The following is a 26,373-nucleotide window of genomic DNA, read 5'->3' on the forward strand; positions in this document are numbered from 1 at the left end:
TAGTTTGTCCTAGTTTCCAAAATTAAAATCTACTACTCTAGAACTACATCAATCTCTGTTTTAATAGGGATTCACCCCTACTATTTAAGAAAAATATAGCTTCAAAATATGATAAAACGACTAGCATATTTCAAAGAAATGTAGGAAAATGTCAGCAATTATACATTTTTGTTACATTATAAAGACTATTAATCTTTTTAAATAAAACTATGTTAAAGTAAAAGAGGTCTAAAATTCTGGAAAATTCTTTACATAGCATAAATCCAAGTTTATAAGGGTTTTACCGTGGTTTAGGAGGAAAAAATGTTATTCTCGAATAAAAGCTCCAAAAGATTCTTATTATTAAAAACAACTGTAGTCACTGCCATGGCTGCATCTGTTATCGCTTTTAGCAATGGCCCGGTTGCATTTGCTACATCATCAAAATTGACCACTGTTTATCATGTATATCTTAATAGCACCTACATAGGTAATGTTACCGATAAAGAAGTAGTGAATAAAGTTATAGCTGAGAAAGTTGATACAGCAAAGAAATCCTTCAAGGATGCAAATTTTAATATAGGTTCACAGGTTCAATACATACCTGAACAGGTCTTCCGAGCAGCAACAACCAATCAAGATACAGTGCAAACGATAAAGGACACATTCCAGCTTCAAGCTGAAGCCTCCGCTCTCGTGATTGACGGGAAGCCGGTTGTTTACCTTGGTAATAAGGAGACAGCTGAAGACGTCGTGAAAAAGCTGAAACTGCAATATGTAACTGAGGAGCAATTAACGGAACTTGAGGCAAGAAAGGCCAAATCCGATGCATCCTTACCGGCATTACAAGAAAATGAAACTCGTATAGTAGACGTTCGTCTATCAAAAAATGTTTCAATCGAAGACGAAAACATTGCTCCGGATCAAATGATGTCTGCTGATGATGCCGTTACCTTTTTACAAAAAGGGACTTTGGAAGAAAAGAAATATGCGATTCAAGCTGGCGACGTGCTTGAAACCATTGCTCAGGATCATGGATTAGCGAAAGCTGATCTTTTAGCCTTAAATCCTGATTTAACAGAGGACACCCTTTTGCAAATTGGTCAGGATATAAACGTAACAGCGCTTCAACCGTTTGTCGAGGTAATCGTTGATAAAGAAGTCAATCAACAGGAAGTCATTCCATTTGCCAATGAAGTCGTTGAAGACTCATCGATGCCAAAGGGTGAGACGAAAGAAAAGCAACAAGGACAAAACGGTTCGCGTTCTGTAACATATGCCATCACAGAACAGAATGGGGTAACGGTTAAGAAGGACCAGTCAAGCGAGCAGATTATCCAGCAGCCTGTTAATCATATTGTGGTAAAAGGAACAAAGGCTATTCCATCCCGCGGTGAAGGCAGCTTCGCCTGGCCGGCAGTCGGCGGCTATATATCCAGTCAAATGGGTTACCGCTGGGGCAAAATGCATAAAGGGATTGATATTGCCAGACCGAGCGACAGGACCATCAAAGCGGCTGATAATGGTGTGGTAGTTTCTGCCGGCTGGAGTGGCGGCTATGGCAATAGAATTATTATTGATCATCAAAATGGTTTCCGCACACTTTATGGACATATGGCATCACTCAATGTTCATGCAGGACAAACAGTTTCAAAAGGAACCGCCATTGGCGTAATGGGATCAACCGGTGACTCAACAGGGATTCACCTTCATTTTGAAGTGTATAAAGATGGCGGCTTAGTGAACCCCCTTTCGTATCTGAAATAATCGTTTGAAAGTCTCTAGTGAAATACTAGGGGCTTTTCATTTTTTTGGAGGCCGCGCCAAATATTGGGTTGCCAATCTTGGCAAATGCTACTTATAGGTGAATTTAAGCGAATAAAATGTTAAAGTAAACTAGTATGGGTATGACTTCTAGATGCTTTTTTTATTGTATATATACTATTTGAATGAGAAGGAGTAATGGTATGGAAAAGAAAATTCTTGTTGTTGATGATGAAAAGCCAATTGCAGATATTTTGCAATTTAACTTAAAAAAAGAAGGTTATGTGGTCTACTGCGCCTACGATGGAAATGAAGCACTACGCCTGGTAGAAGAAATCCAGCCGGATTTAATTCTTTTAGATATCATGCTTCCACAGAGAGACGGGATGGAAGTATGCCGCGAAGTCCGTAAGAAGTATGAAATGCCAATTATAATGCTCACAGCAAAGGATTCTGAAATTGATAAAGTATTAGGGCTTGAACTTGGGGCAGATGATTATGTGACCAAACCATTTAGCACAAGGGAATTAATTGCCCGCGTTAAGGCAAATTTGCGCCGCCACAATCAAATTCTCGCTCAGCCGGATGCTGAAAGTGAAACGAATGAGATTGAAATTGGCTCGCTAGTCATTCATCCTGATGCCTATGTAGTGTCCAAACGAGGCGAAACGATTGAGCTGACACACCGTGAATTTGAACTGCTTTACTATTTGGCACAGCATATTGGTCAAGTGATGACAAGAGAGCATTTGCTGCAAACCGTGTGGGGCTACGATTATTATGGTGATGTACGAACGGTCGATGTAACCGTAAGGCGCTTGCGTGAAAAAATTGAGGATAGCCCGAGCCATCCAACATGGATTGTCACCCGCCGCGGGGTTGGATATTATTTACGCAATCCTGAACAGGAGTAGTTTACTTGATGAAAAAAGTTGGCTTCTTTCGCTCGATACACGTAAAATTTGTAATCATCTATGTCCTCCTAATTTTAGTGGCGATGCAAATTATCGGGGTCTATTTTGTCAAGCAGCTTGAACAAACCTTACGAACCAACTTCCAGACCTCATTGAAGGAACGTGTGAATTTACTCGCCTATAATATTGTCGAAGAGATGGAAAAAGAAAGAACACCTGAAGACCCTACCCTTGAGGAGGATATCAATAAAATTCTGCGTGACTTTGAAGCAGGTGATATCTCGGAAGTGCGGGTGATTGAAAATAGATCGCTAAAAATCCTCGGAACTTCTAATCGCGGCAACCAAGGGGTAGTCGGACAAAGGACGACATTGCTTCAGGTGAAACAATCAATGGTGTTAGAAGAGGATCAAAGTGTTATCAAAGTTGATAAGCCGTCAGGTCACAGGATTTGGGTCCTCTCCACTCCGATTAAGTCAGGGAAAAAGGTAATCGGTGCTATCTATTTAGTGGCAAAAATTGAAAGTGTATTTGAACAGATGAAAACGATTAATGGCATTTTTGCAACCGGCACAGGTATTGCCTTAGCAATCACGGCTGTTTTAGGAATTTTGTTAGCTCAAACCATTACACGGCCGATTGCCGATATGAAGAAGCAAGCCCAGGCGATGGCAAAAGGGAATTTTTCGCGGAAGGTTAAAGTGTACGGTCATGATGAAATTGGTACATTAGCGATGACCTTTAACCATTTAACGAAGAAGCTTCAGGAAGCCCAGGCAATGACGGAAGGGGAACGAAGAAAGCTATCATCCGTCCTGTCATATATGACGGATGGGGTAATAGCGACGGACCGAAAAGGCCGGGTGATTTTAATAAACGAACCGGCTGCTGACATGCTGAATGTTTCACGTGAAACAGTTCTTTCTCAGCCGATTGTCTCTTTATTAGATTTAGATGATACCAATACTTTTGAAGATCTTCTCGAAGAAAAGGATTCATTAATCTTAGACTATAGTACGAAAGCAGAACGCTATATTTTACGAGCGAACTTCTCCGTTATTCAAAAGGAAACCGGCTTTGTCAATGGTTTGATTGCCGTATTGCATGATATAACAGAGCAGGAAAAAATTGAAGCGGAAAGAAGAGAGTTTGTTGCCAATGTCTCTCATGAATTACGGACGCCGCTAACCACGATGCGCAGTTACCTGGAGGCCCTTGCTGACGGGGCGTGGCAGGATAAAGAAATTGCACCCAACTTTTTAGAGGTGACTCGGACAGAAACAGAAAGAATGATCCGGCTTGTCAATGATCTGCTGCAGCTATCGAAAATGGATAGCACAGATTACAAGCTGAATCGGGAATGGGTGAATTTTGTTAAGTTCTATCACCGCATCATCGACCGATTCGAGATGGCCAAGGAACAAAACGTAACCTTTAAAAGAAAACTGCCGAAACAAGAGATTTTTGTTGAAATTGATGAAGATAAGATGACGCAGGTGTTATACAATATCATCTCTAATGCCTTGAAGTATTCTCCAGAAGGCGGCCAAGTTACTTTTTCGGTTAAAGAAAATAATGACCAAATAATCGTCAGTGTCTCCGACCAAGGTGTAGGGATTCCAAAAGAGAATATTAGCAAGATTTTTGACCGCTTTTATCGTGTTGATAAAGCAAGAGCTCGGAAGCTGGGGGGGACGGGACTTGGTTTGGCCATTGCGAGGGAGATGGTCAATGCTCATGGCGGGGCCATTTGGGCAACGAGTGAGGAAGGAAAAGGAACGAAGATTTCCTTTTCACTGCCATACGAACGTTCTGAAGAGGATGAATGGTCATGAGATACGAAAATATAAAGTCGTGGATTTTAACTGTATTAGTCTTGTTTAGTATTCTGTTAACATGGAATCTTTGGACATACCAGCCCAATTACGACACGTTGGAAAATAGCAATATAGTTGACGAGGTTACGGTAAGTGAAAAGCAAGAGGTTCAAAAAATTGTTAGACCGGACCAAGTCTTGTTTCATATTAAAGAACAGCATTATGGAACGAATAATACGGCTGAACTTGAGAAGGTAATTAAGGAAATGAGTCGGTGGTCCATTTTTGATGTGAAAAATTATACGGACAAGGTAGAAAATATCGAGGAGTTACTCCATGGCAGCGGGAATGTTGAGGTAATCTTTCCCGGAGAAGTGCCGATTGAATTATATCGAAGTGTTTTAAACATTGAAGGAAAAAGGGTGCCGTCGTTTAACTTCAATCGGATTATTATTAACGTGGAAGGGCTGAATAAGGAAAACGGGATTGTCTATTTTGTTTCCTCTGAAAATCAGCAGGTCTATATTAGTCATATCTCATCAACTAATTTGACCGAGTTTAATCGTGATTTTTATAAAAATGCCAATCGTTACCCGCAGTATTTTGCCTATAAGGTATCTGATAGACGTACGTTATTTCTGCCAGAGGGCGAAACAGAAATGACAACATATAAATATTTGCCGATCACGCTGAATTCTGAAGAATTCAGGGCTGCACTCTTTAACGATCCAAGTTTCGTACAGAAAAGCTTTGTGCCTCAGGGAGAAGAGTACACGAGTGATTCAAGTAAAATGAATATCAATTATGATACCAATATCCTTCGTTATGTGAATCCGACAGCAGAGGATAATTATATTGACAGCTCCTACGATTTAGTGAAAAGAAGCATTGATTTTGTCAATGAGCACGGCGGTTGGACAGACTCCTTCCGGTTTGTTTCAAAAAGTGAATATAAACGGTCTGTAACCTTCCGCTTATACAGTATGGACGGCTATCCCGTTTTTAACGATCTCGGCCTGTCGGAAATTAATGAGGTCTGGAGCCGGGATGAAATTAATATGTATGTTCGGCCGAATATTGCGTTAGATCTGCCGCTGACAACGGAGATGCAAAAGGTTACGCGTCCATCGGGACATGTCGTGTTGGAGTATTTACAAAATAAAAAGAACTTTAAGCCAGAGCTGCTTGAAGAATTGATCTTGGGCTATCGCATGGAAAGGGATGTGGAGGAGAATAAATTAATTCTTCTAGAGCCCGCCTGGTTCTATCGTTATGATAAAGACTGGGGGCAAATTACGATGGATGAGCTAGGAGGACTAAAGCATGGATTGGAGTAAAATAAAAACCATTTTTATCATTACCTTCCTGATCCTTGATGTGTACCTCTTATTTCAATTCATGAAAATGCGTGATGCCAATAAGTATGAAGTCATAACAGAGGCTTCTTTTGAAGAAAAGCTAAAAGCGGATGAAATAACGTATGTGGAGCTTCCTAAGGCACCGATTAAGGATCAATATTTAAGTGCAAAACCGAGAACCTTTACCAAGAGCGATCTTGCAAAGCTAAAGGGTCAGACTGCTGTAATTAAGGATCCAGGTACAACGCTGCAGGTGACACTTGATAACCCGCTGCAGTTAAATACGAAGTTTGAACCGGCTGACCTTTCTTCTTTGTTTAAAGAAAATATTCTTTATGGTGAGCATTATCAGTTTTGGGAGAAAAATGATAAAAAAAATACCATTACTTACTTTCAACAATATGACAGTTTTCCCTTATATCAAAATATAAAGGGAATGATTACATTTACGTTTAATGCTGACAATCAAATTGTTTCTTATGAGCAAACTTATTTAGAGGATATTGAAAAATTAACGGCAAAAGAGGAAATTCTCCGGCCGTTAAAAGCGATTGAAACCTTGCATCAAAAGGGTGTATTAAAGCCGAAGAGTAAAATTACCAAAGTGGAGATTGGTTATTCGACACTGATTGGTTTAGCCGCTTCCCAAGTGTTAGCTCCAACCTGGCGCTTTGTTGTGGATGATAAGGAAAGTTTGTTTGTGAATGCCTTTGAAGGGCAGATTATTCAGTTTAATAGTGATGAAAATAGTAAAGTGGAGTGAGACAGTATGTCGTTACGATATAGCATTCTGGCAAGCGGGAGCACAGGAAATGCCCTGTATGTGGAGTCCGATGAACATTCCTTTCTCGTGGATGCCGGGTTTAGCGGGAAGCAGATGGAGTCGCTTTTTGGACAAATTGACCGTGATATCAGCAAGCTGTCCGGTATTTTCGTCACGCATGAGCACAGTGATCATATTAAAGGGATTGGTGTGCTCGCCCGTAAATATCATTTACCCGTCTATGCGAATGAAAAAACATGGCGGGCGATGGAAAGTTCAGTTGGTGTGATTCCGACCGAGCAAAAGTTTGTTTTTAACATGGAAACGGTAAAGAGTTTTGGTTCGGTTGATATAGAATCATTCGGTGTCTCGCATGATGCTGCGGAACCCATGTTTTATGTGTTCCATCAGGGCGGGAAAAAGATTGTTCTGATTACCGACACAGGCTACGTGAGCGACCGAATGAAAGGGACCATCTCTAATGCCGATGTGTATATTTTTGAATCAAACCATGATGTGCAAATGCTGCGGATGGGCAGATACCCTTGGAACATCAAACGAAGAATTTTAAGTGATGTCGGCCATGTCTCCAATGAGGATGCGGCATTTGCAATGAGCGATGTAGTTGGGGACAATACGAAGCGGATTTACCTTGCCCATTTGAGCATGGATAATAACATGAAGGACTTAGCAAAGATGGCGGTATCACAAACGTTAGAGAGCCGCGGACTCATTGTCGGCGAGCAGTTCGACCTCTATGACACAGATCCAAAAACCCCAACCAATCTAACAGCTGTATAGAATTTTTTAATGAAGTTGTCCTTTTTTGAAGGCACTTCATTTTTTTTATGAAAAAACTATGAACAAATTGAGAAGTTTTCTTTAAAGTCATGCAACTTTTTAGTAATTTAAGGATGAATGAGTATAATTGTTAGTATAAGCCAAAATAAAAAATAGCAACCTTTTCGAATGAGAGGAATGGTGTTAATGGGTTATTATGATGAGCATCCACAGGAGCGTTATCGGGGACAAAAAGGAAAAAGAGGCGGTTATTTTTTCGCCAGCTTAGTTGGTGCAATAATTGGCGCCATGTTAGTGGTCTTTTCCATTCCAACCTTGTCAAAGCAAGGTGTTCTGCCTTATACAATTAATCCAAATACGGCACAAGAAACAAACAATACAACACAGCCAAATGTCATTCAACAGCAGGTCTCATATGATGTCAATACGAACATCACAAAAGCCTTTGATAAATCAGGTGAGGCGGTTGTAGGTATCAACAACATTCAGTCGTCTAGCTTTTGGTCGGATAATGTCGATGAGGAAGAGCCCTCCGGGACAGGATCGGGTGTAATTTATAAAAAGGCCGGCGATAAAGCTTTTGTTGTAACCAACCACCATGTTGTCGAAGGCGCTTCAAAGCTGGAAGTAACGATGTCTGATGGGACCAAAATCCCAGCTAAGCTTCTAGGCAGTGATATTTGGACGGATTTAGCGGTGCTTGAAATCGATGCAAGCAAAGTAAAGAAAGTGGCTGAATTCGGAAATTCCGATAGTTTAAAAATGGGAGAGCCGGTGATAGCGATCGGGAATCCACTCGGAGCCACCTTTTCTGGATCAGTTACACAGGGAATTATCTCAGGGCTGAAGCGGACCATTCCGGTTGATATTGATCAGAATGGCATTGTTGACTGGCAATCAGAGGTATTGCAAACGGACGCAGCAATTAACCCAGGTAACAGCGGTGGAGCGTTAATCAACATGGCCGGTCAAGTGATCGGGATTAACTCCATGAAAATCGCCCAAAATGCGGTTGAAGGAATTGGTCTATCCATTCCGATTAATTCGGCCAAGCCGATTATCGATGACCTTGAAAAATTCGGCACCGTGAAACGCCCGTATATGGGAGTGGATTTAAAATCGGTAGCGGAAATACCTGCGTATTACCAAGAAGAAGCATTGAAGCTTCCTCGTGATGTGACTTACGGTGTGGCACTTCGTCAAGTGGTGTCAAATTCACCAGCATCACAGGCAGGATTACAGGAGCTCGATGTCATTGTTGAAATGGATGGGCAAAAAATCAATGATGTCATTGACTTACGAAAACATTTGTATCAGAAAAAGAAAATTGGCGAGAAAATGACGATTAAATTTTATCGCGGCGGGAAGCTCAAGGAAACAACCTTAACATTAACCGGAGAAAAATTACAATAAGATGTTTTAGGGCGGGCAGGAAAGTGAATGTGTGGTTCACTTTCCTGCCTTTTCTTATGGTATTATGAATGAGGTCATAAGTATGATTGGCGATTTATACGTAAAAAATAATGTAGACAATCAAGTTCGGGAAGGTGAAGATAAATGATTTATAGCTGTGAAGAACATATAGAAATTGCCTTAGATGATATTGTGGATCAATTTCAAACATATCCAGTATTATCACAAATACCTGTGGATAAGTCATCAACAGGATGTGAATATTGCGAAAAACAGGCTGTATATATGGTGGCGAACAAATGATTCCATACAAGATGTGGATAAAAAATGTGTATATGTGGATAACTTCTGTGGATAAGTTGTTTGTAAGCTGTTTGTAATCAAATGAAAAGGGCTGTGGATTGTGAATATCTCGATCATATCGGTTGGCAAGTTAAAAGAAAAATATCTTAAACAAGGCATTGAGGAGTATTTAAAAAGATTATCCGCCTATGCAAAAGTGGATGTCATTGAAGTGGCAGATGAAAAGGCGCCTGAAGAATTAAGTGAACTGGAAATGCTGCAGGTGAAGCAAAAAGAAGGCGAACGAATTCTTGCAAAGATAAGCCAAGATACATATGTAATTGCCTTAGCGATTCAAGGAAAGCTAGGATCATCCGAGGAATTAGCGGATTCATTAGATAAGTTAGCGACATATGGAAAAAGCAAAATTGCTTTTGTTATTGGCGGATCGTTGGGGTTGAGTGATGAAGTAATACGGCGATCAAACGAGCAGCTGTCTTTTTCACGGATGACCTTCCCCCACCAGCTGATGAGACTGATATTGGTGGAACAGATATATCGGGCATTTCGGATTAATCGCGGTGAACCGTATCATAAATAGAAGCAGCTTTATTATTGTTCAAGTTCGGACAAGGAAGAGCATGAAAACAAAGATAGTGTCCGAAGCTGTGGGAGCTTCGGACAAGGAAGGGAGAAAAAGAGAAAGTGTGTCCGAAGATGAGCTGACCTCGGACAAGGAAGAGCATAAAAAGCAAGGCGGTGTCCGAAGATGAGCTGACTTCGGACAAGGAAGAGCACAAAAACGAAGATAGTGTCCGAAGCACGGCAAAGTTCGGACAAGGAAGAGCATAAAAAGCAAGGCGGTGTCCGAAGATGAGCTGACTTCGGACAAGGAAGAGCACAAAAACTAAGATAGTGTCCGAAGCACGGCTAAGTTCGGACAAGGAAGAGCATAAAAAGTAAGGCGGTGTCCGAAGATGAGCTGACTTCGGACAAGGAAGAGCACAAAAACGAAGATAGTGTCCGAAGCACGGCAAAGTTCGGACAAGGAAGAGCATAATAAGCAAGGATGTGTCCGAAGATGAGCTGACCTCGGACAAGGAAGAGCATAATAAGCAAGGCGGTGTCCGAAGATGAGCTGACTTCGGACAAGGAAGAGCATAAAAAGCAAGGCGGTGTCCGAAGATGAGCTGACTTCGGACAAGGAAGAGCATAAAAAGCAAGGCGGTGTCCGAAGATGAGCTGACCTCGGACAAGGATGAGCATAAAAAGCAAGGCGGTGTCCGAAGCCGAGTCAAGTTCGGAAAAGGAAGAGATTACCTCCGAAGAAATATCGATCTTCCCTCAATATAAAATTTATATATAATAGCAATCACTTGTTTTTCCAATCGCGGTAAAGTTTTTCTTTAATACCCTGCAAAATGTCCTTTTTGTTAAATTGACGTTGCACCACTCATAAATAGTTGTAGTCGTAATCCTCCGTTCAGGAATAGTAGCTGAAATTCCTTCACATTCCGCAAAATGGCATCTTCGGTCGTTTCATGCCCTTTACACTTTTTGCAAACAAAAAAATGGTTTTGTAAGGAAACCGAAAAGGAATAACAAAACTTACAATAAATTTTCTTTACCAGCTCCTCATATTGGTAGTGAGGTACCTGTGAAAATGGATTTTTAGTTTGGTGCAAGGATAGCAATTGTTTGGCTAATTCTTCGTGCCCTTCATTTAACTTTGATGCGGTGAACCGTATCATAAATAGAGGCAAAAGTTGGAGATTTCCTTCAAATGTTTTCTTGCATGTAAATTCATCTATTGTTTTACATAGGTAACCACCAAAACCTCTATAAATAAAGAAAAACACACTGAATTTGGGGATTCAGTGTGTTTTTTAGTAGCTTCTCCAATAGAAAAATTGTTTTACTTAGGCTTAACAGCTAGAAATTCGTCAATAGTTTCAGGGGTATGTTTACCTTCTTTTCCTTGGAAAAGGTCGATATTAACAGTCACATCCATGCATCCAAGATATTTTCCGTTTTTATCACGTACTGCCATGAATTTTTGATAAATTTGGCCAGTTTCACCAGTGCGTTTTGGAAACCAAAATTCCCATTCGTCGCGTGCTCCTGAACGGAAATCATTCAACAATTTTTCAACATGATGAGCCACTTTTGGGTGAAGTTCAAGCACGTGGCGACCAATTGCTTCGTTACGACGCCCATGGACACGGTTTGGATTATTTGAATACCAGCGGAAAATATCGTTAGCATCGCAAAAACCCATTTCAAATGGTAAAAGATTGATAATTGAATCCAAAGTGCTCGCTTTAATTGCACCAGTTTCAAAATTAATGATAGCTTCAGGACTAATTAATTCTGACAGTTTATTTTCAGACATTTATAACACTCCTTTATGCAAGCTCTCTTTATGAAAGGCTGTATTACACATGTCTGTTGATTTCCGCTCCAGCCAACAGGGAGTATAAATCAACAATATTCTATAACACAGCCTTATGAAAAGTAATAGTATAAATAGTAGTGAGGAAAAATTCTCTACTCTTAGCAGATTATTATCTAACCTCAGTAATAATAATAGCAGTAATAATGATAGTGAATTGTGATTTATATCACAAAAGTTGTTTTTGATCATTACTTTTAATTTAGGGGACTGAAAGGACTAACTAAACTGCTAGTTAAGTAGATGATGTGAACCTTATCATAAGTAAATGAGGTTTTAGCCAAGGTTGGGGTTTAGGTTAAGAATAGATTTAAAAATCATTAGAATAACAAGAGCAGCACAATTATTTATGTGCTGCTTTTGTTTGTTGTCTATCTCAACTATCTGCTAACCAGGATAATGTGTTTTATGAAATGCCTTATAATAATCACCTTAATATTATTTTAGTGGAATTTTGATTCATACAATGATTCCCAATTTAAATCAGTCAAATATGAAACGGACGGTGTATCTGATCGCTGACTTCCAAGAACACCTTTACCACCGATGACAAACTTCAAATGGGTATTCGATTCTAAACAGGCTTGGATCCATTTTTCTATCCTTACCAAAGGAGCGGGATTGGTAATTGAAATGGAAATTATGGGGATTTTCTTGAGCCTAATTATTTCCAATAAACCATCAAATGGTGTATTCGGTCCTAAATAAATCACTTCATTTCCTTTTTTTCGTAGAAATAGACTAAATAGCATCAGTCCAATATGGTGGTCTTCTCCTTCAGGACAAAAGGCTAATATTTTGGGCAGCGACGTGTTTACGGGTAGAATTCTTAAAAACTGAGCAAACCGGTTAATGACGAATTGAGAGGCAAAGTGTTCTTGAGCAACAGTAATCTTTCCATTTTCCCAGTCATCACCAATTTGATAAAGTATTTCTGCTAAAATGTGATGAAAGACATCCTCGTATTCAAACAAAGAAAAAGCTAATTCGATGATGTTGTTTGCTTCTTGAGTATTAATTTTAATGAGCGCCTTATACAAAGCGGCTTTTATTTCCTCATAAGATTTGCTAACGGGTGTGGATTCAATAGCCTGGTGTGTTGACTGATTTAAAAGTTGAACAGCCTCACTAATTTTCATATGATTTTTTGTTGTTTGTTCTTTTAACCATTTTAAAATTCCTATATCCTCATTGCTGTATAAGCGGTGCCCGCCTTCCGTTCGCACGGGATTAACTACATGGTACCTATTTTCCCAGGCTCGTATCGTTACAGTTGGAATGTCGAGTAATTCAGACACCTTTTTAATACTGTACATCATCCTTCACCTCACTTTATCTATACATATTTTATACAAAACCTTCGCGGGATTCAAGGGGGACAGGATGTGGTGAATTGAATGAAATAGTGAGATCAACAGTGGAATTATTAAAAAATTAAAAAAACACTTGCTAACTTTGTATAGTATTTGTATAATATTTTTAAGAAGTTATACAAAAGTTAAAGGAGGGTATTTTTGATGAAAACGTTAAATCTGATTGCTTTAGTATTGATTATTGTTGGTGGATTAAACTGGTTATTAGTGGGCCTGTTTAAATGGGATCTTGTTGGAGGCATTTTCGGCGGGATGGACAGTATTATGGCAAGAGTCGTCTATATCCTTGTTGGCCTTGCAGCTATCTACAGTTTAAAGCTCTTATCTGCTGTTTCAAAATAGAATGAATGATTTAGTAGCTGCCATGTTTGCAGCTATTTTTTTTACCTTGAGTAATTGTTAATACTCTGGTAATTATTTTTAAAAATTTTATTTATTATTATAAATTGACTAACCGGTATATATAAATAAATAAATAAGTTACACAAAAATTTATTATAAAGCCTTTTAATAAAAGATTTATCATTATGTAACTTGGGGAGTGATTAGTATGAAACCAATAATTCAGGTGGAGAATCTGGTTAAAACCTTTAAGGGAAATGTGCAAGCCGTAAAAGGGGTCTCATTCGATGTTGCAGAGGGTGAGTTTTTTTCTTTTCTTGGGCCAAATGGCGCCGGTAAATCCACTACTATACAAATGATCACCACCCTATTAAAACCCACATCGGGCAAAGCTGAAATTGCGGGCTTTGATGTCATAAATGAGCCTGAACAAATACGGCGTGTAATTGGAGTTGCCCTGCAAGAAACGGGAATTGATCCGCAGTTAACGGGGAGAGAGCTTTTGGAGTTGCAGGGGAAATTATTCGGTTTCCCCTCGAGCATGGCGAGGAAGAGAGCCGACGAATTATTGGAGCTTGTGGGATTAACAGAAGATGCTCATCGAAAATGTGGAAAGTATTCAGGCGGGATGCGGAGACGTCTAGACTTAGCATTAACTCTTGTCCAGCATCCAAAGGTCTTATTTTTAGATGAACCTACGACAGGACTTGATCCATATAATCGAAAACTGATCTGGGAAGAAATCCGTTTTCTCAATAAAGAAAAAGGCACGACTATTTTTTTGACAACTCAATATCTTGAGGAAGCGGATGAATTGGCTGATCGTATTTCGATTATCAACGAGGGAAAAATTGTTGCATCTGGTACTCAAGAGAACTTAAAAGCATCCATTGGGAAAGATGTCATTGATTTAGCCTTCACAAAAGAAGAAGAGGCAATGCGTGCGTCAGTTATACTCGAACCTTTAGCAGATGATGTGAAACAATCAGGGGCAAATCTTCGGTTGTTTGTAGAGAAAGCGACAGCCAAGCTGCCGGAAATGATTCGTCTATTAGATCAAGAGTTAATCACCCCCATTAGCTTGAACGTATCGCCTCCTTCTTTAGATGATGTGTTTTTAAATTTGACAGGTCATTCCATTCAATCAGAAAAATTAAAGAGAGAGGAGTCTTTTGCATAAAGATATTTGTGCAGCATACCTGGCTATTTACGAAAAGGAGTTTAGTGAATACGATTCGGAATCCTTTTGCCTTCATTCCAAATATGGTGATTAGTCTCTTTTTCTTATTGGTTTATCAAGCTGGACTAAGTGGGATTTCAAAACTCCCGGCATTTGGTGGTGCTAGTTATTTAGCGTTTATTCTGCCTGTATCTATTGTTTCCGGTGCGATCGGAGGGGCAGGAGGTGCGGGACAGTCGCTTATCACAGATTTGGAAAACGGCTATTTTTCCAGGCTTTTGTTGACACCGGCATCACGTCTTGCCATTGTTTTGGGGCCAATTATTGCTGGGATGCTTCAGCTTCTTGTTCAAACGATTCTTATCATGCTCATTGGATTTATTATGGGGCTAAAAGTGGTTACAGGTTTCAGTGGAGTTGTTGTTGTCCTTCTTCTCGCGGTGGGATGGGGTCTGGCTTTTGCTGGCTATTCCGTTGGGTTTGCTCTTCGTACGAAAAATGCTCAAGCTGCACAGGCTGGAACCTTTATCTTCTTTCCACTTTTATTTCTGAGCACGACCTTTGTACCTTATGACCTGATTGAAGCAAATTGGCTTAAAGTAGCAGCGCTAATCAATCCAACAACCTATGTCTTTGAAGGCATGCGTGCGGTCATGATACATGGCTGGGGTGAAAGTGATATTTGGAAGGCTTTTCTTGTCATTATTTTATTTTGTGTGGCGACCATCAGTTTTGCTGCTATTAGTGCTCGCCAGGCCGTGAGCAGAGGGTAGATTTTAAAGTTGAAATGGAAGTTGATCATCCTCCAAGGATGATTTTTGGAGGGGTTTGGCGAAATGACCTACACGGTAAACAGTTTTCAGCTTTTTTTAGGATAATAACAATGGAGCCCACTATCATAAGACGTGCGGCTCCATTGTTTATCAACTCTTGTTTAGCAAAGGGCGATCTTGCAAGTATAGAGCTAAATCGGGACAGTTCCCTTCAACAATCTCCTTTACAATAAGCTTCGACAGCAACTGGCTGTAAACCGTCCCGTTATCACCGAAGGCAAATAGAAAATAGCTATTTGGAAATGCCTCATATTTGCCGATAATCGGAATGCCGTCCAATGTGCCCCCATAAAATGCAGCTAAGTAATATTCCGGCTGTACTTGAATAGTGGGAAACATTTTATTAAATTCCTCAATCAGTTTATTCTTCTTGTGAATCAATTTACTATCGCGATCCTCAGGGTACGAAGTATTATCATCAAGTCCGCCTATGATAATCCGGTTATCTCTAGTTGTCCGCATAAATAAATAAGGACGTGCGGTTTCCCAAATGAGTGTCCTGTTATACCATTTAGAGAAATCATCGACTGGATTGGTTGTTACCGTATATGTACTTACAAAGGAGGCCTTTTTCTCTTTTTTGATTTCTATTCCTTCATAACCTGCTGCAAAAATAATATACCGTGCTTGGATAGAATGGCCATTCTTTGTAGAAACAATCATCTTTCCCCGTTCTTCATCATAATGATGACCGTTCATTTCCATATGTTCATATATTCGGGTTCCTTTTTTTGCGGAGTACTCCAACAGTGCATGTGTGTATTTGAAAGGATTGATTTCTGCATCGTTATATGAATAAATAGCGGCATCCCTGCTAAAAGGATATTTTGCTTCAATTTCTTCCTTCGTTAAAAAAGTAAGGTCACAATTATGCTGCTTTAAAAATTCATATTCCTTTTTTAGACTTTCAACGTCTTCTGCACAGCTTGCAGAATAGAGAGTATCTCTTCTGTTGAATTCACAATCAATGGTGACGTTCTTTGAGGCTGCCTCAATTTCATTAATCGCCTCCTTTAATAATTGTAAATGCCTTTCGATGTAATCTGCCCCAAAGGTGTTGATCAAATTGGTGAACATTTTTTCACCGGAATATTGCAGGAGGGCTGTATTCGTACTAGTACTGCCGCTGCCAATTGTTGATTTTTCAATTAGAACCACATCTAAATTAGTATTAGAGAGATAATATGCACACTGTGCCCCCGAGCTCCCGCCTCCGATGATTAATACATCACAAGAAAGGTCCTCTTCCAATACCGGGTATGATGGAGCATCAGGAAAAGTAGAAGGCCAATAATAGGTTCCAGATTGTAAATTCATCTATATCCCCCAGTTATTAAGTAAGTATAATGTTACTATTTCCAACCTCATTTTGTGTATGCAAAAATCTACTCAGACCACGGTGAAATAATAAGTACCGTCCTTATGTTGACATAACGTCCGCCCGGGTGCGTAAAAATGATAAATAATAAGAGATATAGAAAGGGAGTTGGGGAATTGGTGAAGGCAAAGGCACAAATGGAAGTGGAACAATATAGGTTTTGCTAGAATACAAAATATGACAAAATCAGTCATGGAATTGGGTATTTCTACCCTGTATAATGATGGTAGATAATAAAATAGACTCAGAGGGCAACTTATCTGAAAGGATACGGACGCAAAACTATAGGGGCTAAAGTAGGGATCTACTATGCCAGCCAGTTGCGAAAAGAAGAAAGGCCCTTTTTCATCCTTCGGGTCTTTTTGTCGTCTAAAATAGAAAAATGGGGTGTGAAGCAAGAGTATGAAAAAAGTATTGGCGATTTTATTATCAGCTGCAGTATTTTTAGGAATTGCTTCTCCAGCTTTTGCTGCTGAGGATGATTATCAAAAGGGAATTGAATTAATTGAAAAGGCAAACAAGGAAATTGATAAAAAGATAGAAGAAGCGGTAGGAAGAGCAGATCGATTGCAAGCCGACTACCTCCTTGACATTCGCAAAGTCGAAGAAGGAGATCAAGTCGTAAAGTTAAAAAATGAAAGAGAAAAAACTTTATCTAATTTAGAGTCTTCTAAAAATGATGTGAAAAAACAAGAAGAATTAAATAAGAAGTTAGCAGAAATTAGTGCCAAGTTAGAAGATGAACAAGCCAAAATTAATAGTAAAATAACCGAGATCAATCAGGAAATTAATAAGGCTACAGGACAGCTGTTGTCCGGAGATGATAAAGACGTTCAAAAGTTAGAAGAAAAAATCAACAAGCTGAATCAGAAGCTGAATGAAAAATCAGCGAAATATGATGAAAAAACGAAACGTTTTACAAAGGATTTAGATAAGGTCATTACTGGTGTATATGAAGAAACACTTAAAATGTCGGATGAAACGATTAAAAAGGCTGCTGGAAAGGGCGTTCAAGCTGAGTGCAGCTGGAAGCTAGTTCGTTTTGCTGATAAGTGGGTGTGGATTGATCCGATTAGAATAGTCGGATGTTGATATTATTTCACATTTCTGAAAAATTTATAGTAAAATAAAAACGAGTTCTTATTGAGCTCGTTTTTATTCGTATTAAGGGGGATATCATGAAAGGATTTATGATTGGAAAAAAAGGGTCTTTTGTCGAAAAGGTAGATTTCGAGAATAATGGAGTATTTAGTTTGTTAACCCGGGGGGATGGAGTTGAAATTATCCACCAAGTAATAGAAGAAGGTAGAATGTTCTATGTTTATCCAAGCGAGAACGCTAAAGCTCTGGAGTTTTATTATCTATTATCTGGGCAAGTCGTTTGTGAACTAGATCATAAAAAGTTTACACTAGGTCCCGAAGATTACTTTTCTGCAAAAGGTCTTAATAATCCAATCCACTTTACCACCCTTTCGAAAGTAACCTTATTATGCGTGTTTACGGAACAAACCTTTGTTCATATAAGTAAGGATATATCTTCCCTTATGGAAATTATGAAACAAGTAGAATTAAAAGATAGATATACCCATAAACATAGTGATCGAGTGGCAAAGTATTCAGTAAAAATAGCAAAAAAATTAAAACTAAGTAAAGAACAATTAGAGAATTTAACAGTGGCTGCAGTGCTTCATGATATTGGTAAAATTCATGTGCCTATTGAGATATTAAATAAAACTGGACGTTTAACAGATGAAGAATTTGAAATAATCAAGAAACACCCTGTCGATGGCGCAGAAATGGTGAAGAACTCCTATTATAAGGAGCTGTCTCCTATTATTGAACAGCACCATGAAAGGATAAATGGCACTGGCTACCCGTATGGATTAAGGGGAGATAACATCCTTTTAGAAGCAAGAATTATTGCTGTGAGTGATACATTCGATGCAATGACAGAAGATCGGGCGTATAGAAAAGCGTTTAAAGAACAGATTGCAATAGATGAACTTAAAAGACTCGCTGGATCCCATTATGATATGGACGTGGTGTCGGCATTTGAACAAATATTAAGAGAAGAAGGACGAATCAACTAAGCCAGTTGGTGTAAATGTGAGTGATTCTCCCTGCTATAAATAATCAACAGGTTTTTGTTGTATAAAAGGGAATAATTATTAAATGGAACTGCACTTCAATTGTTGGAGCTGCCCCAATAATTGTAGGTGCAGTTTTGACAGACTCCTTAAGGAAAAACTTTACCACCAAATCAAGATAATGTAATTACTTCATATTTTGAGGCTAACTCAATAAAGTCGGCCATCCCGCTGATTTTCCCGGCTACAAGTTTATCGTTTAACTCATAAAAATCTACACATGTTTTACAAGCAAGAACGTCAATCCCCTTTTCTTCCAGTTCTTTTAATTGGAGAGAAACAAGCGAGCTTTCCGTTAATGTAAATACGCCGCGGTTCATGCAAAAAACAGCCACAGGCAGCTCTTCCCTTTGCTTAAGAATAGTAAAAAAGGTTTCTAATACTCCTTCACCTAGGTCTGCATCTCCTTTGCCAAGCTGATCTGAAGCAAGTAAAATTACTTTGTTTTTCAATTTCTCCACCTCACTGAATTAATAATGCTAAACAATAGTATAAAATGAAAGTAACATTTAAAAGGAAAGGACGATTTTTATATGGAAAAAAAAGCAAAGGCAATGATATGCCTTAAAGACCATGCCGTGTCGTTCCTGCAACTCGTATCATCGGGAAGTATAGATGAGGCATACGAGAGATACGTAGACCAAGGCTTTTGTCACCATAATCCCTATTTCCGTGGCGATGCTGATTCTTTAAAGGCTGCAATGAAAGAGAATGCAGCGGAGACACCAAACAAGACACTTGTAGTCAAACATGCAATCGAAGAGGGAGATATTGTTGCAGTTCACTCCCATATAAAACAGAATCCAGAAGACCATGGAGCAGCAGTTGTACATATATTTCGCTTTCATGCTGATCGAATTGTTGAATTATGGGATTTGGGTCAACCCATCCCTGAGAATTCCCCAAACGAGAATGGAATGTTTTAACTTAAAAAAATTCATTTCTGGAAACTTATAGTGAGTAAATGAAAAGCCGATGTTCAAAATACATCGGCCCTTTTGTTTTATGTTTACAATTGTATCAGTGTACGGAATCTTAAGCCAATTTCTGCTGAAAACAAGGGTCATTGAAGTATACAACTTCAGAAAGTATGTTAAAGCCCTTCATATCTTTGAGTGTCTCTCTTGCTTCTTGTTCCGTTTTAAATTCGAACATAGAAATATTTGAATCTAAATAACAAGTTATAATCCACATAAAAATTCCTCTTCCTATTTTTAAGTTTATTCTGTCCTGTAGACAGAAACTTCTATTAAAATTCCCCGTTAAACCTTGTTTTTATGAGATCCCAAATCCAAGATGTAAGGAAGTAATGATTAATTGCTACAGACCAATCATAATGCAATAATGGAATTAAATAAAATGCAAAAAAAATATAATATGATATAAAAAACTTTTATATGGCATATTTTGGGGGTAAAAAGTGGATTACCGTGATTGGGAAATACTGAAGGTCCTCTATAGTCAGAAGAACATATCGAAAGCAGCACGGCTTTTGTTTATTACCCAGCCGGCATTAACGAACCGTTTAAAGAACATGCAGGAAGAATGGGGTGTCAAAATAGTAACCCGAGAAAGCAGAGGGGTTCATTTTACCCCGCAGGGAGAATATCTTGTTCATTGTGCCGATGATATCCTTACTCAGTTTAACAATATAAAAGAGCATGTCCGGAATATGAGTATGACGGCAGGTAATGATGTTGCAGGAACATTGAAATTGGGTGTATCTAATTTTTTCGCCAATTATGAACTGCCCCATATATTAAAATTATTTAAAGACCAATATCCTTATGTGGAATTTAAAGTGATTACTGGCTGGAGTAAAGATGTAACTCAATTAATCCACCATAAGGATGTTCATATCGGCTTTATTCGAGGCGACTATAGCGGTAAAGGACTAAAGAAACATTTATTATTTGAAGAAACCGTGTCTGTTACGTCGCGGAAAGCGATTGATATGGCGGATTTGCCTAATCTCCCCAGAATTGACTATAGCGGCGATTACTTATTAAATTCATTAATTGATAATTGGTGGGCCGAAAACTATACACAGCCGCCATTAATCAGTATAGAAGTGGACCAGGTTGATACTTGTAAGGAAATGGTCATAAATGGATTAGGCTATGGGATCATGTCCAGCAGAATGCTTAAGGATATAAAAGAATTAGAAAAACAAGATTTGACTGACCAAAATGGAAAACCTATCTTACGCAGAACATGGATGTATTACCATAAGGAATCCATGGAATGGAATGTCGTGAAGGCCTTTGTGAATTTTATTGAAACATTGGGGTTACAGTAGCACCTTGAAAAATAGGGAAGGCAGGAAATTTTTTTGCGAAAAAGTAACAGCACCCTCTAATTTGATGGAGAGGTGCTGTTTTATTATTTGTAGGTCTAAAACCCTTGCTTACTTTAATATTCTCCTTTAATGACAAAATACGAGCCCCGAATGGTTCCAGCTAGTTTAGACTTCTGCCTGGCAAACTTAAACTTTCCTTCTAACTCCTTTGGTACCTCCATCCCCTCAGAAAGCTTAAATCCAACGGCCCGCTTCGGCTTAGGGTCATCCACCGTATACATGACGTTGACCGAAAGACCATCCTCATAAAAGACATAAGCTATTTTGATATTTTCCACTTGAAAACGTGAGGTTTCTAAAGGTTTAGCCGCAAACTCAATATCACGTTCTTCTTTCAAAATTCTGTTCACATAATCAAGGGTCTCCCCGGACTCACTAGCTGGTACAACCGTAAATTCATGCTTGTATTTGTTCATAAAGTAACGGGCTTCATTGGCACGTAAACCAGCAAGCGCCTCGGCTACAGGTGAAGATTCTAAACCAACTGTAGACACATTTTTAAAATCAACGATATAGGACAATTCCAGCCCTCCTTGTATCACTTTATTTCCTGACAACAGGAATCCACATTTCACCAAAAACTAAGCCGTTTCGCTGCCCCATAATAACCGCTGTATTAGGCCCGCCAACATAGGCAAAACTCTTTGCTTCTGGCAATACTTGGCCAAAGGCAATGCCAGTAACCATATTACTTAATTCTTCAGCCGAATTCGCTTCCCCTTTAACAACGAGGTATTCTCCCTTAGGAAATTGGATCACCCTGTCTGCTTCCGGCAGCGATTCCTCTGTCATAACGCCGGCATAATGCATCATCTTGTTATTCACCGCTTCATTCACGACGAAAATGTAGTCATTTGCGGCAAGAGATTTTAACGTGTCAAGCCTTCCATCTTGTTTGATTGCCGACCAAAAGTCTGCCTTTTCCTTGGTTATGCCTGCAAAGTCTGTGTAATGGCTCTTAAGCTCAGTTCCAATACCTAAAACGGTAAAGCTGTCTTTTTCTTCAAGGGTATAAATTTCCATGTTAAAAACCTGCCTTTTTTTTAAATGATTCAAATGATTTGTCTTTTCACTTGATGGGTTTATAATATCTTTAAATTGTGTCAAAAAGTGATACTGTTTAGGAGGCCCCGATGAAAAAAGTTGAACGGATAAATATCATCATGCGGTATATCAACAACCGCGCCCACTTTACCATATCTGAAATCATGCAAGAATTTAACATCTCTCGTTCGACCGCTATTCGAGATATCAGAGAGATTGAAGCCATGGGGATGCCGCTTGTTGCTGAAGTTGGCAGGGATGGGGGGTATTTTGTCATGAACAACTCTGTCCTGCCCACTGTCCGCTTTACCGATAATGAGATTAAGGCCCTTTTTATTGCCTTTATGGCCACAAGAAATCAACAACTCCCTTATCTAAAGAGTCGTCAGTCTTTAGCTGAAAAATTACTTGGCCTCCTCTCAGAAAACCAGCAAGAGACCCTCGTTCTTTTAAATCAAATCTTGCTTTTTGAAGGGACCAACCCCCATAATCCCGACCTGCTTGATTTATCAGACCTGCCCCATCCTATGGTAGAAAAACTCATCCAAATCCTGCTTTTGGATCGTTATTTATTAATTACCATCAAAGAAGAGAAGGGAATAAAGACTTATCCCATTTATCTCTTGCACCTTTTTCATGAAAAAGGACTTTGGCTGATGGAAGGCTTTGACTTAAAGGATGAAAAGAGGCGGATTGTTCCTGTCGACAATCTCGCTAATGTTAAACCGTACCCAACGAAAAAAAGAGTAAGTAAGAAAAAGATGGTAGAAAAATTAAGTAAGCAGGGAGAAGTAATCAACCTTGTCCTTGAACTTGGTCCAAAGGCGATTGCCCAGTTCAAAAAATACCATCCTTTAAAATTTTCCATATCCTATACGAATCCGTACCAAACCACAGCCATACTAAAAACTTTTATTAATGTTCATCATTCAGAAGAATTGACCGAAATAATAAATTGGCTGCTTTTCCTAGGGAACGATATCAAAGTCAGGGAAATGCCAGAAGAAGTCTTAAAAGGTTTACAAGAGAGATTATCCATATTCTGCCCATAAGCAGTGCCAGTTAAAACCCAAATAATAAGTACATGGCCTTTGTAAACGACTAGAAAATAGTGTAGGTACTCCTAGTTAGCTAGCTAGACACTTAGACACTTTGTGGCGCAATTTAGGGTTAATGCCAAATGAACGGGATTAAAAAAGATGATCCCGATACAGAGATCATCTTGTTAAACTGCTTAGCTTTAAAAAAACTATCTATTCACTTTTTCACGGCATAATTTTAACACAGTGTTAAGCAAAACGTCGGCGCCTTTCGCACAGTCTGCATATGAAGTGAGTTCATCTTCACGATGGCTGTAGCCATTTACACTTGGGACAAAAATCATCGCAGTTGGGATATAAGAGGCGATGAATTGGGCGTCATGTCCGGCACCGCTGTACATTCGATTTTCTTTATAGCCCAACTCTTTGCAAGCGGCTCCGACCGCACTAACGACATCTTCATTAAAGTCAACTGTATCCCGGTCCCAGAGAAGGGTCGATTTGACCGAACAGCCGTTAGAACTGCGCGGCAGTCCTTCCACTATTCGGCTTACTTCTGCAATGACCTCAGGGTCCTGATGTCTCGCTTCTAAAGTAAAGGTTACTTCTAAAGGAATAACGGTATGAATATTTGGATAGGCGTTGATCCTTCCGATTGTGTAAACAAGATCCGCATCGAGTTGCTGTAATTGATTTTGCATATTGACAATCATATTGGCTGCCGTGAACATGGGGTCTTTGCGCATGCTAATCGGTGTTGTGCCTGCATGATTGGATTCCCCATAGACGGAGATTTCGTAGCAAACCATTCCCAGTACGCCTGCTACAACGCCAATATCCACGTTTTTCCGTTCCAGTACAGGTCCTTGTTCAATATGCAGTTCGATATAAGCGCTTGCTTCTTTTAAACGATTTGCCGCGGATCCCTCGAAACCGCTTTCATTTAAGGCTTGAGCAAATGTAATGCCGTTCTTGTCTGTTGAAGCGAGCATTTTTGTTTTATCAAATTTTCCGGATAACACGCCGGAAGACATAAGGGATGGCTCGAACCTGGCGCCTTCTTCGTTTGTAAAATTGACAATGGTAATTGGGTAGTCTAACTCGATTTTTTCATCTATTATCGTATAGACTGTCTCTAAAGCCGTTAGGGCACCAAGCACACCATCGAAGCGTCCGCCTTTGATGACAGAGTCCAAATGAGAGCCCATAACGATAGGAGGCAAGTCCTTCTTTCCCGGTAATGTTGCATACATATTTCCCATGTCGTCGCAGGTTACAGTCATTCCTATTTCTTCGCATAATGTTTGAAATTTCTTCCGAGCTGCGAGATCTTCAGCAGATAATGAAAGCCTGGTTACTCCGTTGTTTTCTGTTTTACCAAACAAACTAAATAAATCAATTAATTTTTCAAGCCGGTTCGCATTACATTTTTTCACAGGGAGACCTCCTTTACTTATTTGACCAATTCTATCTTAGAGCTTGCTCTTGCTGCCGTTATGTTTGTTATTAAACTTACAAGCACTCCAATGAAAATATTAACGGCAATGGCTACGAAACCAATGTTGATGTCGTTCAAGGCACTTGGAATAGTTGGGAAGATATCAATTAATTTAAATGAAGTGACGGCATTTACTAATACGATGGATACCCCTGTTACAATCCCGGCCATCGCCCCGTATGCGTTCATAAACTTTGTATCAAAAAATCCAAAAATCAGCGCAGGCACTAGTTGTGTGATTAATCCATATGACATGATGTTTAGAATGGCCAATGCGTCCCCGCCAATAATACTGAAAATATAAGCCGTTAAAATAATGAACAAAACAAATATTTTAGATACGGTTAGTTGCTGGCGGTCGCTTGAGTTGGGCTTGATTAACTTGTAAAAGCCTGTCATTAACCCGACTGCTCCGGACATAACCATAACGGATACCGGCACTAACGCTGTAAGTAAGCCTGCCCCGCCAACAATTCCCACAAACCAAGGATCGAAGGTTTTCATTGTGAGCCGCAACAGTGAAAGGTCGCCGGCAGCGCCTTCTAATCCAGGTACTTGAATAATGGCTGCAAATCCAATGAAGAAGGCAAATAAAATTAAAACGGTATACAACGGCAGCGTGATCGCATTTTTCTTTAATGAGCGTTCACTTTTTGCTGATAGTACTACACTAAACGACTGTGGCAATAGGTAAAAACCAAATGCATTTAAAATGATGGTCGAAATAAACCATGACTGGCTTAAACCTTCAGATGCAAATGTTAACGCTTCCGGTTTAACGGTTTGAATGGCTTCGAATAATGGCTTGATGCCGCCAAAATAGTGATAAGGAATATAGATTCCTAAGAATACAATCACAAATAAAATCATGATATCCTTTAATACGGCATTCCAAGCAGATCCATGGATGCCGGAGACCGTCACATAAATCGTCACGATGATGGCACCGATTGTTGAAGCCAGCAATGGGGAAATAGTTCCGTAGGAAGATTCCGATACGATAATTCCCAATCCTTTTAATTGGATGACGATATAGGGTATGAGCGCGATTAAACCGATGAAAGCGACAACGACACCCAGCGCTTTGCTGTTATAATTTTTCATAAAGTATTGAGGCTGTGAAATGACGTCATGCTTTTTGGCAAAACGCCAGATTTTCGGGACGATCCAATAGGAAAGCACATATGCCAAGCAAATATAGGCTGGAACATAGTAAGCTGCCGCACCTTTTGAATAGGCCCATCCGCTGCCGCCTAAAAAGGTGAACGTGGTGTACACTTCGCCGGCAATGAGCAGGAATATGAATAGTGTGCCGAAGCCTTTATTTCCGACTGCGAATTCATTGACATTCATTTCTTTGCCGCGGGTTGCGCGAATTCCTAAGTATAAAGCGACAACAGCAACGAAAAAGATGATGACTAAGGCGCTGTTCATTGCACTTCACTTCCTTTATTTGCAGGATCCAATTTATAGACAATTAACAGAACCACCGATGATAGAATCATCCATAATACAATCCAAAATAGTAAAAAGGGTAATCCTAAAACATACGGTTCAATCCGATTTGCCAGCGGCAGAAGGGCACCCATTCCTATGAAAGGAATAATCAGTAATAATTGCGCATACTTTCTCACCT

27 protein-coding genes and 1 riboswitch are annotated in these 26,373 nt (G+C 39.5%); of the genes, 18 read left to right on the top strand and 9 right to left on the bottom strand.

Annotated features, from left to right (window positions below; translation table 11 throughout):
• Positions 1-303 precede the first annotated feature (303 nt).
• The 10 genes from ACO1D1_RS01710 to ACO1D1_RS01755 all read left to right on the top strand — a co-directional run bounded on the left by ACO1D1_RS01710 (position 304) and on the right by ACO1D1_RS01755 (position 9,864).
• On the top strand, positions 304-1,746 hold the full coding sequence (locus ACO1D1_RS01710; RefSeq protein WP_423334680.1) for a LysM peptidoglycan-binding domain-containing M23 family metallopeptidase: 1,443 nt from the start codon (positions 304-306) through the stop codon (positions 1,744-1,746).
• A gap of 200 nt (positions 1,747-1,946) precedes the next feature.
• Positions 1,947-2,657 (top strand): response regulator YycF, encoded by a 711-nt coding sequence (gene yycF, locus ACO1D1_RS01715; RefSeq protein WP_149872513.1) that lies wholly within the window; start codon positions 1,947-1,949, stop codon positions 2,655-2,657.
• A gap of 8 nt (positions 2,658-2,665) precedes the next feature.
• A complete protein-coding gene (gene walK / locus ACO1D1_RS01720; protein WP_149872883.1) occupies positions 2,666-4,492 on the top strand; it encodes a cell wall metabolism sensor histidine kinase WalK in 1,827 nt (608 codons plus the stop codon).
• The gene (locus tag ACO1D1_RS01725; protein WP_149872512.1) at positions 4,489-5,811 is read left to right on the top strand and encodes a YycH family regulatory protein; all 1,323 of its coding nucleotides are present in this window, start codon (positions 4,489-4,491) and stop codon (positions 5,809-5,811) included. The genes walK and ACO1D1_RS01725 overlap by 4 nt, the downstream gene beginning before the upstream one ends.
• The gene (locus ACO1D1_RS01730) at positions 5,798-6,595 is read left to right on the top strand and encodes a two-component system regulatory protein YycI (protein ID WP_423334681.1); all 798 of its coding nucleotides are present in this window, start codon (positions 5,798-5,800) and stop codon (positions 6,593-6,595) included. Before ACO1D1_RS01725 ends, ACO1D1_RS01730 begins: the two co-directional genes overlap by 14 nt.
• A gap of 6 nt (positions 6,596-6,601) precedes the next feature.
• Complete coding sequence (locus ACO1D1_RS01735) at positions 6,602-7,396, top strand: MBL fold metallo-hydrolase (RefSeq protein ID WP_149872510.1); 795 nt, start codon at positions 6,602-6,604, stop codon at positions 7,394-7,396.
• A gap of 186 nt (positions 7,397-7,582) precedes the next feature.
• On the top strand, positions 7,583-8,809 hold the full coding sequence (locus tag ACO1D1_RS01740) for a S1C family serine protease (RefSeq protein WP_149872882.1): 1,227 nt from the start codon (positions 7,583-7,585) through the stop codon (positions 8,807-8,809).
• 144 nt (positions 8,810-8,953) lie between these two features.
• Positions 8,954-9,112 carry a CxxH/CxxC protein gene (locus tag ACO1D1_RS01745; protein WP_149872509.1) on the top strand — a complete coding sequence of 53 codons (159 nt, stop codon included), beginning with the start codon at positions 8,954-8,956 and terminating at the stop codon, positions 9,110-9,112.
• A gap of 100 nt (positions 9,113-9,212) precedes the next feature.
• Positions 9,213-9,692, top strand: a complete 480-nt coding sequence (gene rlmH, locus ACO1D1_RS01750; RefSeq protein ID WP_149872508.1) for a 23S rRNA (pseudouridine(1915)-N(3))-methyltransferase RlmH — start codon at positions 9,213-9,215, stop codon at positions 9,690-9,692.
• A gap of 40 nt (positions 9,693-9,732) precedes the next feature.
• Positions 9,733-9,864, top strand: a complete 132-nt coding sequence (locus ACO1D1_RS01755) for a hypothetical protein (protein ID WP_423334682.1) — start codon at positions 9,733-9,735, stop codon at positions 9,862-9,864.
• A 1,142-nt stretch (positions 9,865-11,006) separates the two neighbouring features.
• Here ACO1D1_RS01755 and ACO1D1_RS01760 read toward each other — a convergent pair.
• Positions 11,007-11,483, bottom strand: coding sequence for a PAS domain-containing protein (locus tag ACO1D1_RS01760; RefSeq protein WP_149872504.1), 477 nt, complete (start codon positions 11,481-11,483; stop codon positions 11,007-11,009).
• Positions 11,484-11,986: 503 nt separating this feature from the next.
• The gene (locus ACO1D1_RS01765; protein WP_423334683.1) at positions 11,987-12,862 is read right to left on the bottom strand and encodes a MerR family transcriptional regulator; all 876 of its coding nucleotides are present in this window, start codon (positions 12,860-12,862) and stop codon (positions 11,987-11,989) included.
• Between the two features lie 198 nt (positions 12,863-13,060).
• Here ACO1D1_RS01765 and ACO1D1_RS01770 point away from each other — a divergent pair, with 198 nt between their 5' ends.
• The 3 genes from ACO1D1_RS01770 to ACO1D1_RS01780 all read left to right on the top strand — a co-directional run bounded on the left by ACO1D1_RS01770 (position 13,061) and on the right by ACO1D1_RS01780 (position 15,211).
• On the top strand, positions 13,061-13,258 hold the full coding sequence (locus ACO1D1_RS01770) for a DUF378 domain-containing protein (RefSeq protein WP_423334684.1): 198 nt from the start codon (positions 13,061-13,063) through the stop codon (positions 13,256-13,258).
• A gap of 208 nt (positions 13,259-13,466) precedes the next feature.
• Positions 13,467-14,438 carry an ATP-binding cassette domain-containing protein gene (locus ACO1D1_RS01775; RefSeq protein WP_423334685.1) on the top strand — a complete coding sequence of 324 codons (972 nt, stop codon included), beginning with the start codon at positions 13,467-13,469 and terminating at the stop codon, positions 14,436-14,438.
• A gap of 8 nt (positions 14,439-14,446) precedes the next feature.
• Positions 14,447-15,211: an ABC transporter permease gene (locus tag ACO1D1_RS01780; RefSeq protein ID WP_423334686.1), complete on the top strand. Its 765-nt coding sequence runs from the start codon at positions 14,447-14,449 to the stop codon at positions 15,209-15,211.
• Positions 15,212-15,361: 150 nt separating this feature from the next.
• Here ACO1D1_RS01780 and ACO1D1_RS01785 read toward each other — a convergent pair whose 3' ends face one another.
• Positions 15,362-16,588: an NAD(P)/FAD-dependent oxidoreductase gene (locus ACO1D1_RS01785; protein WP_423334687.1), complete on the bottom strand. Its 1,227-nt coding sequence runs from the start codon at positions 16,586-16,588 to the stop codon at positions 15,362-15,364.
• A 301-nt stretch (positions 16,589-16,889) separates the two neighbouring features.
• Positions 16,890-16,977: riboswitch (cyclic di-GMP riboswitch) on the top strand.
• A 74-nt stretch (positions 16,978-17,051) separates the two neighbouring features.
• On the opposite strand from ACO1D1_RS01785, the gene ACO1D1_RS01790 reads away from it, so the two are divergent.
• Positions 17,052-17,741, top strand: coding sequence for a hypothetical protein (locus tag ACO1D1_RS01790; RefSeq protein ID WP_423334688.1), 690 nt, complete (start codon positions 17,052-17,054; stop codon positions 17,739-17,741).
• An 86-nt stretch (positions 17,742-17,827) separates the two neighbouring features.
• Positions 17,828-18,739: an HD-GYP domain-containing protein gene (locus ACO1D1_RS01795; protein ID WP_149872501.1), complete on the top strand. Its 912-nt coding sequence runs from the start codon at positions 17,828-17,830 to the stop codon at positions 18,737-18,739.
• A gap of 170 nt (positions 18,740-18,909) precedes the next feature.
• On the opposite strand, the gene ACO1D1_RS01800 is transcribed toward ACO1D1_RS01795, so the two are convergent.
• The gene (locus ACO1D1_RS01800; RefSeq protein ID WP_423334689.1) at positions 18,910-19,248 is read right to left on the bottom strand and encodes a DsrE family protein; all 339 of its coding nucleotides are present in this window, start codon (positions 19,246-19,248) and stop codon (positions 18,910-18,912) included.
• An 81-nt stretch (positions 19,249-19,329) separates the two neighbouring features.
• Between ACO1D1_RS01800 and ACO1D1_RS01805 the strand changes: the two genes are divergently transcribed.
• A complete protein-coding gene (locus ACO1D1_RS01805) occupies positions 19,330-19,722 on the top strand; it encodes a nuclear transport factor 2 family protein (RefSeq protein WP_423334690.1) in 393 nt (130 codons plus the stop codon).
• Positions 19,723-20,216: 494 nt separating this feature from the next.
• Complete coding sequence (locus tag ACO1D1_RS01810; RefSeq protein ID WP_149872499.1) at positions 20,217-21,095, top strand: LysR family transcriptional regulator; 879 nt, start codon at positions 20,217-20,219, stop codon at positions 21,093-21,095.
• 113 nt (positions 21,096-21,208) lie between these two features.
• Here ACO1D1_RS01810 and ACO1D1_RS01815 read toward each other — a convergent pair whose 3' ends face one another.
• Positions 21,209-21,676 (bottom strand): phage tail protein, encoded by a 468-nt coding sequence (locus tag ACO1D1_RS01815; protein WP_149872498.1) that lies wholly within the window; start codon positions 21,674-21,676, stop codon positions 21,209-21,211.
• 22 nt (positions 21,677-21,698) lie between these two features.
• Positions 21,699-22,178, bottom strand: coding sequence for a GyrI-like domain-containing protein (locus ACO1D1_RS01820; protein WP_423334691.1), 480 nt, complete (start codon positions 22,176-22,178; stop codon positions 21,699-21,701).
• A 110-nt stretch (positions 22,179-22,288) separates the two neighbouring features.
• Between ACO1D1_RS01820 and ACO1D1_RS01825 the strand changes: the two genes are divergently transcribed.
• On the top strand, positions 22,289-23,251 hold the full coding sequence (locus ACO1D1_RS01825; RefSeq protein WP_423334692.1) for a helix-turn-helix transcriptional regulator: 963 nt from the start codon (positions 22,289-22,291) through the stop codon (positions 23,249-23,251).
• A gap of 197 nt (positions 23,252-23,448) precedes the next feature.
• On the opposite strand, the gene ACO1D1_RS01830 is transcribed toward ACO1D1_RS01825, so the two are convergent.
• From ACO1D1_RS01830 to ACO1D1_RS01840, 3 genes are read right to left on the bottom strand one after another with little or no spacing between them, the layout of a single operon-like run.
• Positions 23,449-24,675 (bottom strand): Zn-dependent hydrolase, encoded by a 1,227-nt coding sequence (locus ACO1D1_RS01830; RefSeq protein WP_423334693.1) that lies wholly within the window; start codon positions 24,673-24,675, stop codon positions 23,449-23,451.
• Between the two features lie 17 nt (positions 24,676-24,692).
• Positions 24,693-26,171: a sodium:solute symporter family protein gene (locus tag ACO1D1_RS01835; protein ID WP_423334694.1), complete on the bottom strand. Its 1,479-nt coding sequence runs from the start codon at positions 26,169-26,171 to the stop codon at positions 24,693-24,695.
• Complete coding sequence (locus ACO1D1_RS01840) at positions 26,168-26,371, bottom strand: DUF3311 domain-containing protein (RefSeq protein ID WP_223820855.1); 204 nt, start codon at positions 26,369-26,371, stop codon at positions 26,168-26,170. The genes ACO1D1_RS01835 and ACO1D1_RS01840 overlap by 4 nt, the downstream gene beginning before the upstream one ends.
• Between the last annotated feature and the right edge of the window lie 2 nt (positions 26,372-26,373).

The organism is Neobacillus sp. 19, assembly GCF_049463095.1.
Classification (GTDB): Bacteria; Bacillota; Bacilli; order Bacillales; family Cytobacillaceae; genus Neobacillus.

Bases quoted from the DNA above. Each gene is read 5' to 3' on its own strand.
- ACO1D1_RS01710 (WP_423334680.1), top strand. From the start codon at position 304: ATGTTATTCTCGAATAAAAGCTCCAAAAGATTCTTATTATTAAAAACA.
- yycF (WP_149872513.1), top strand. From the start codon at position 1,947: ATGGAAAAGAAAATTCTTGTTGTTGATGATGAAAAGCCAATTGCAGAT.
- walK (WP_149872883.1), top strand. From the start codon at position 2,666: ATGAAAAAAGTTGGCTTCTTTCGCTCGATACACGTAAAATTTGTAATC.
- ACO1D1_RS01725 (WP_149872512.1), top strand. From the start codon at position 4,489: ATGAGATACGAAAATATAAAGTCGTGGATTTTAACTGTATTAGTCTTG.
- ACO1D1_RS01730 (WP_423334681.1), top strand. From the start codon at position 5,798: ATGGATTGGAGTAAAATAAAAACCATTTTTATCATTACCTTCCTGATC.
- ACO1D1_RS01735 (WP_149872510.1), top strand. From the start codon at position 6,602: ATGTCGTTACGATATAGCATTCTGGCAAGCGGGAGCACAGGAAATGCC.
- ACO1D1_RS01740 (WP_149872882.1), top strand. From the start codon at position 7,583: ATGGGTTATTATGATGAGCATCCACAGGAGCGTTATCGGGGACAAAAA.
- ACO1D1_RS01745 (WP_149872509.1), top strand. From the start codon at position 8,954: ATGATTTATAGCTGTGAAGAACATATAGAAATTGCCTTAGATGATATT.
- ACO1D1_RS01755 (WP_423334682.1), top strand. From the start codon at position 9,733: ATGAAAACAAAGATAGTGTCCGAAGCTGTGGGAGCTTCGGACAAGGAA.
- ACO1D1_RS01760 (WP_149872504.1), bottom strand. From the start codon at position 11,483: ATGTCTGAAAATAAACTGTCAGAATTAATTAGTCCTGAAGCTATCATT.
- ACO1D1_RS01765 (WP_423334683.1), bottom strand. From the start codon at position 12,862: ATGATGTACAGTATTAAAAAGGTGTCTGAATTACTCGACATTCCAACT.
- ACO1D1_RS01770 (WP_423334684.1), top strand. From the start codon at position 13,061: ATGAAAACGTTAAATCTGATTGCTTTAGTATTGATTATTGTTGGTGGA.
- ACO1D1_RS01775 (WP_423334685.1), top strand. From the start codon at position 13,467: ATGAAACCAATAATTCAGGTGGAGAATCTGGTTAAAACCTTTAAGGGA.
- ACO1D1_RS01785 (WP_423334687.1), bottom strand. From the start codon at position 16,588: ATGAATTTACAATCTGGAACCTATTATTGGCCTTCTACTTTTCCTGAT.
- ACO1D1_RS01790 (WP_423334688.1), top strand. From the start codon at position 17,052: ATGAAAAAAGTATTGGCGATTTTATTATCAGCTGCAGTATTTTTAGGA.
- ACO1D1_RS01795 (WP_149872501.1), top strand. From the start codon at position 17,828: ATGAAAGGATTTATGATTGGAAAAAAAGGGTCTTTTGTCGAAAAGGTA.
- ACO1D1_RS01805 (WP_423334690.1), top strand. From the start codon at position 19,330: ATGGAAAAAAAAGCAAAGGCAATGATATGCCTTAAAGACCATGCCGTG.
- ACO1D1_RS01820 (WP_423334691.1), bottom strand. From the start codon at position 22,178: ATGGAAATTTATACCCTTGAAGAAAAAGACAGCTTTACCGTTTTAGGT.
- ACO1D1_RS01825 (WP_423334692.1), top strand. From the start codon at position 22,289: ATGAAAAAAGTTGAACGGATAAATATCATCATGCGGTATATCAACAAC.
- ACO1D1_RS01835 (WP_423334694.1), bottom strand. From the start codon at position 26,171: ATGAACAGCGCCTTAGTCATCATCTTTTTCGTTGCTGTTGTCGCTTTA.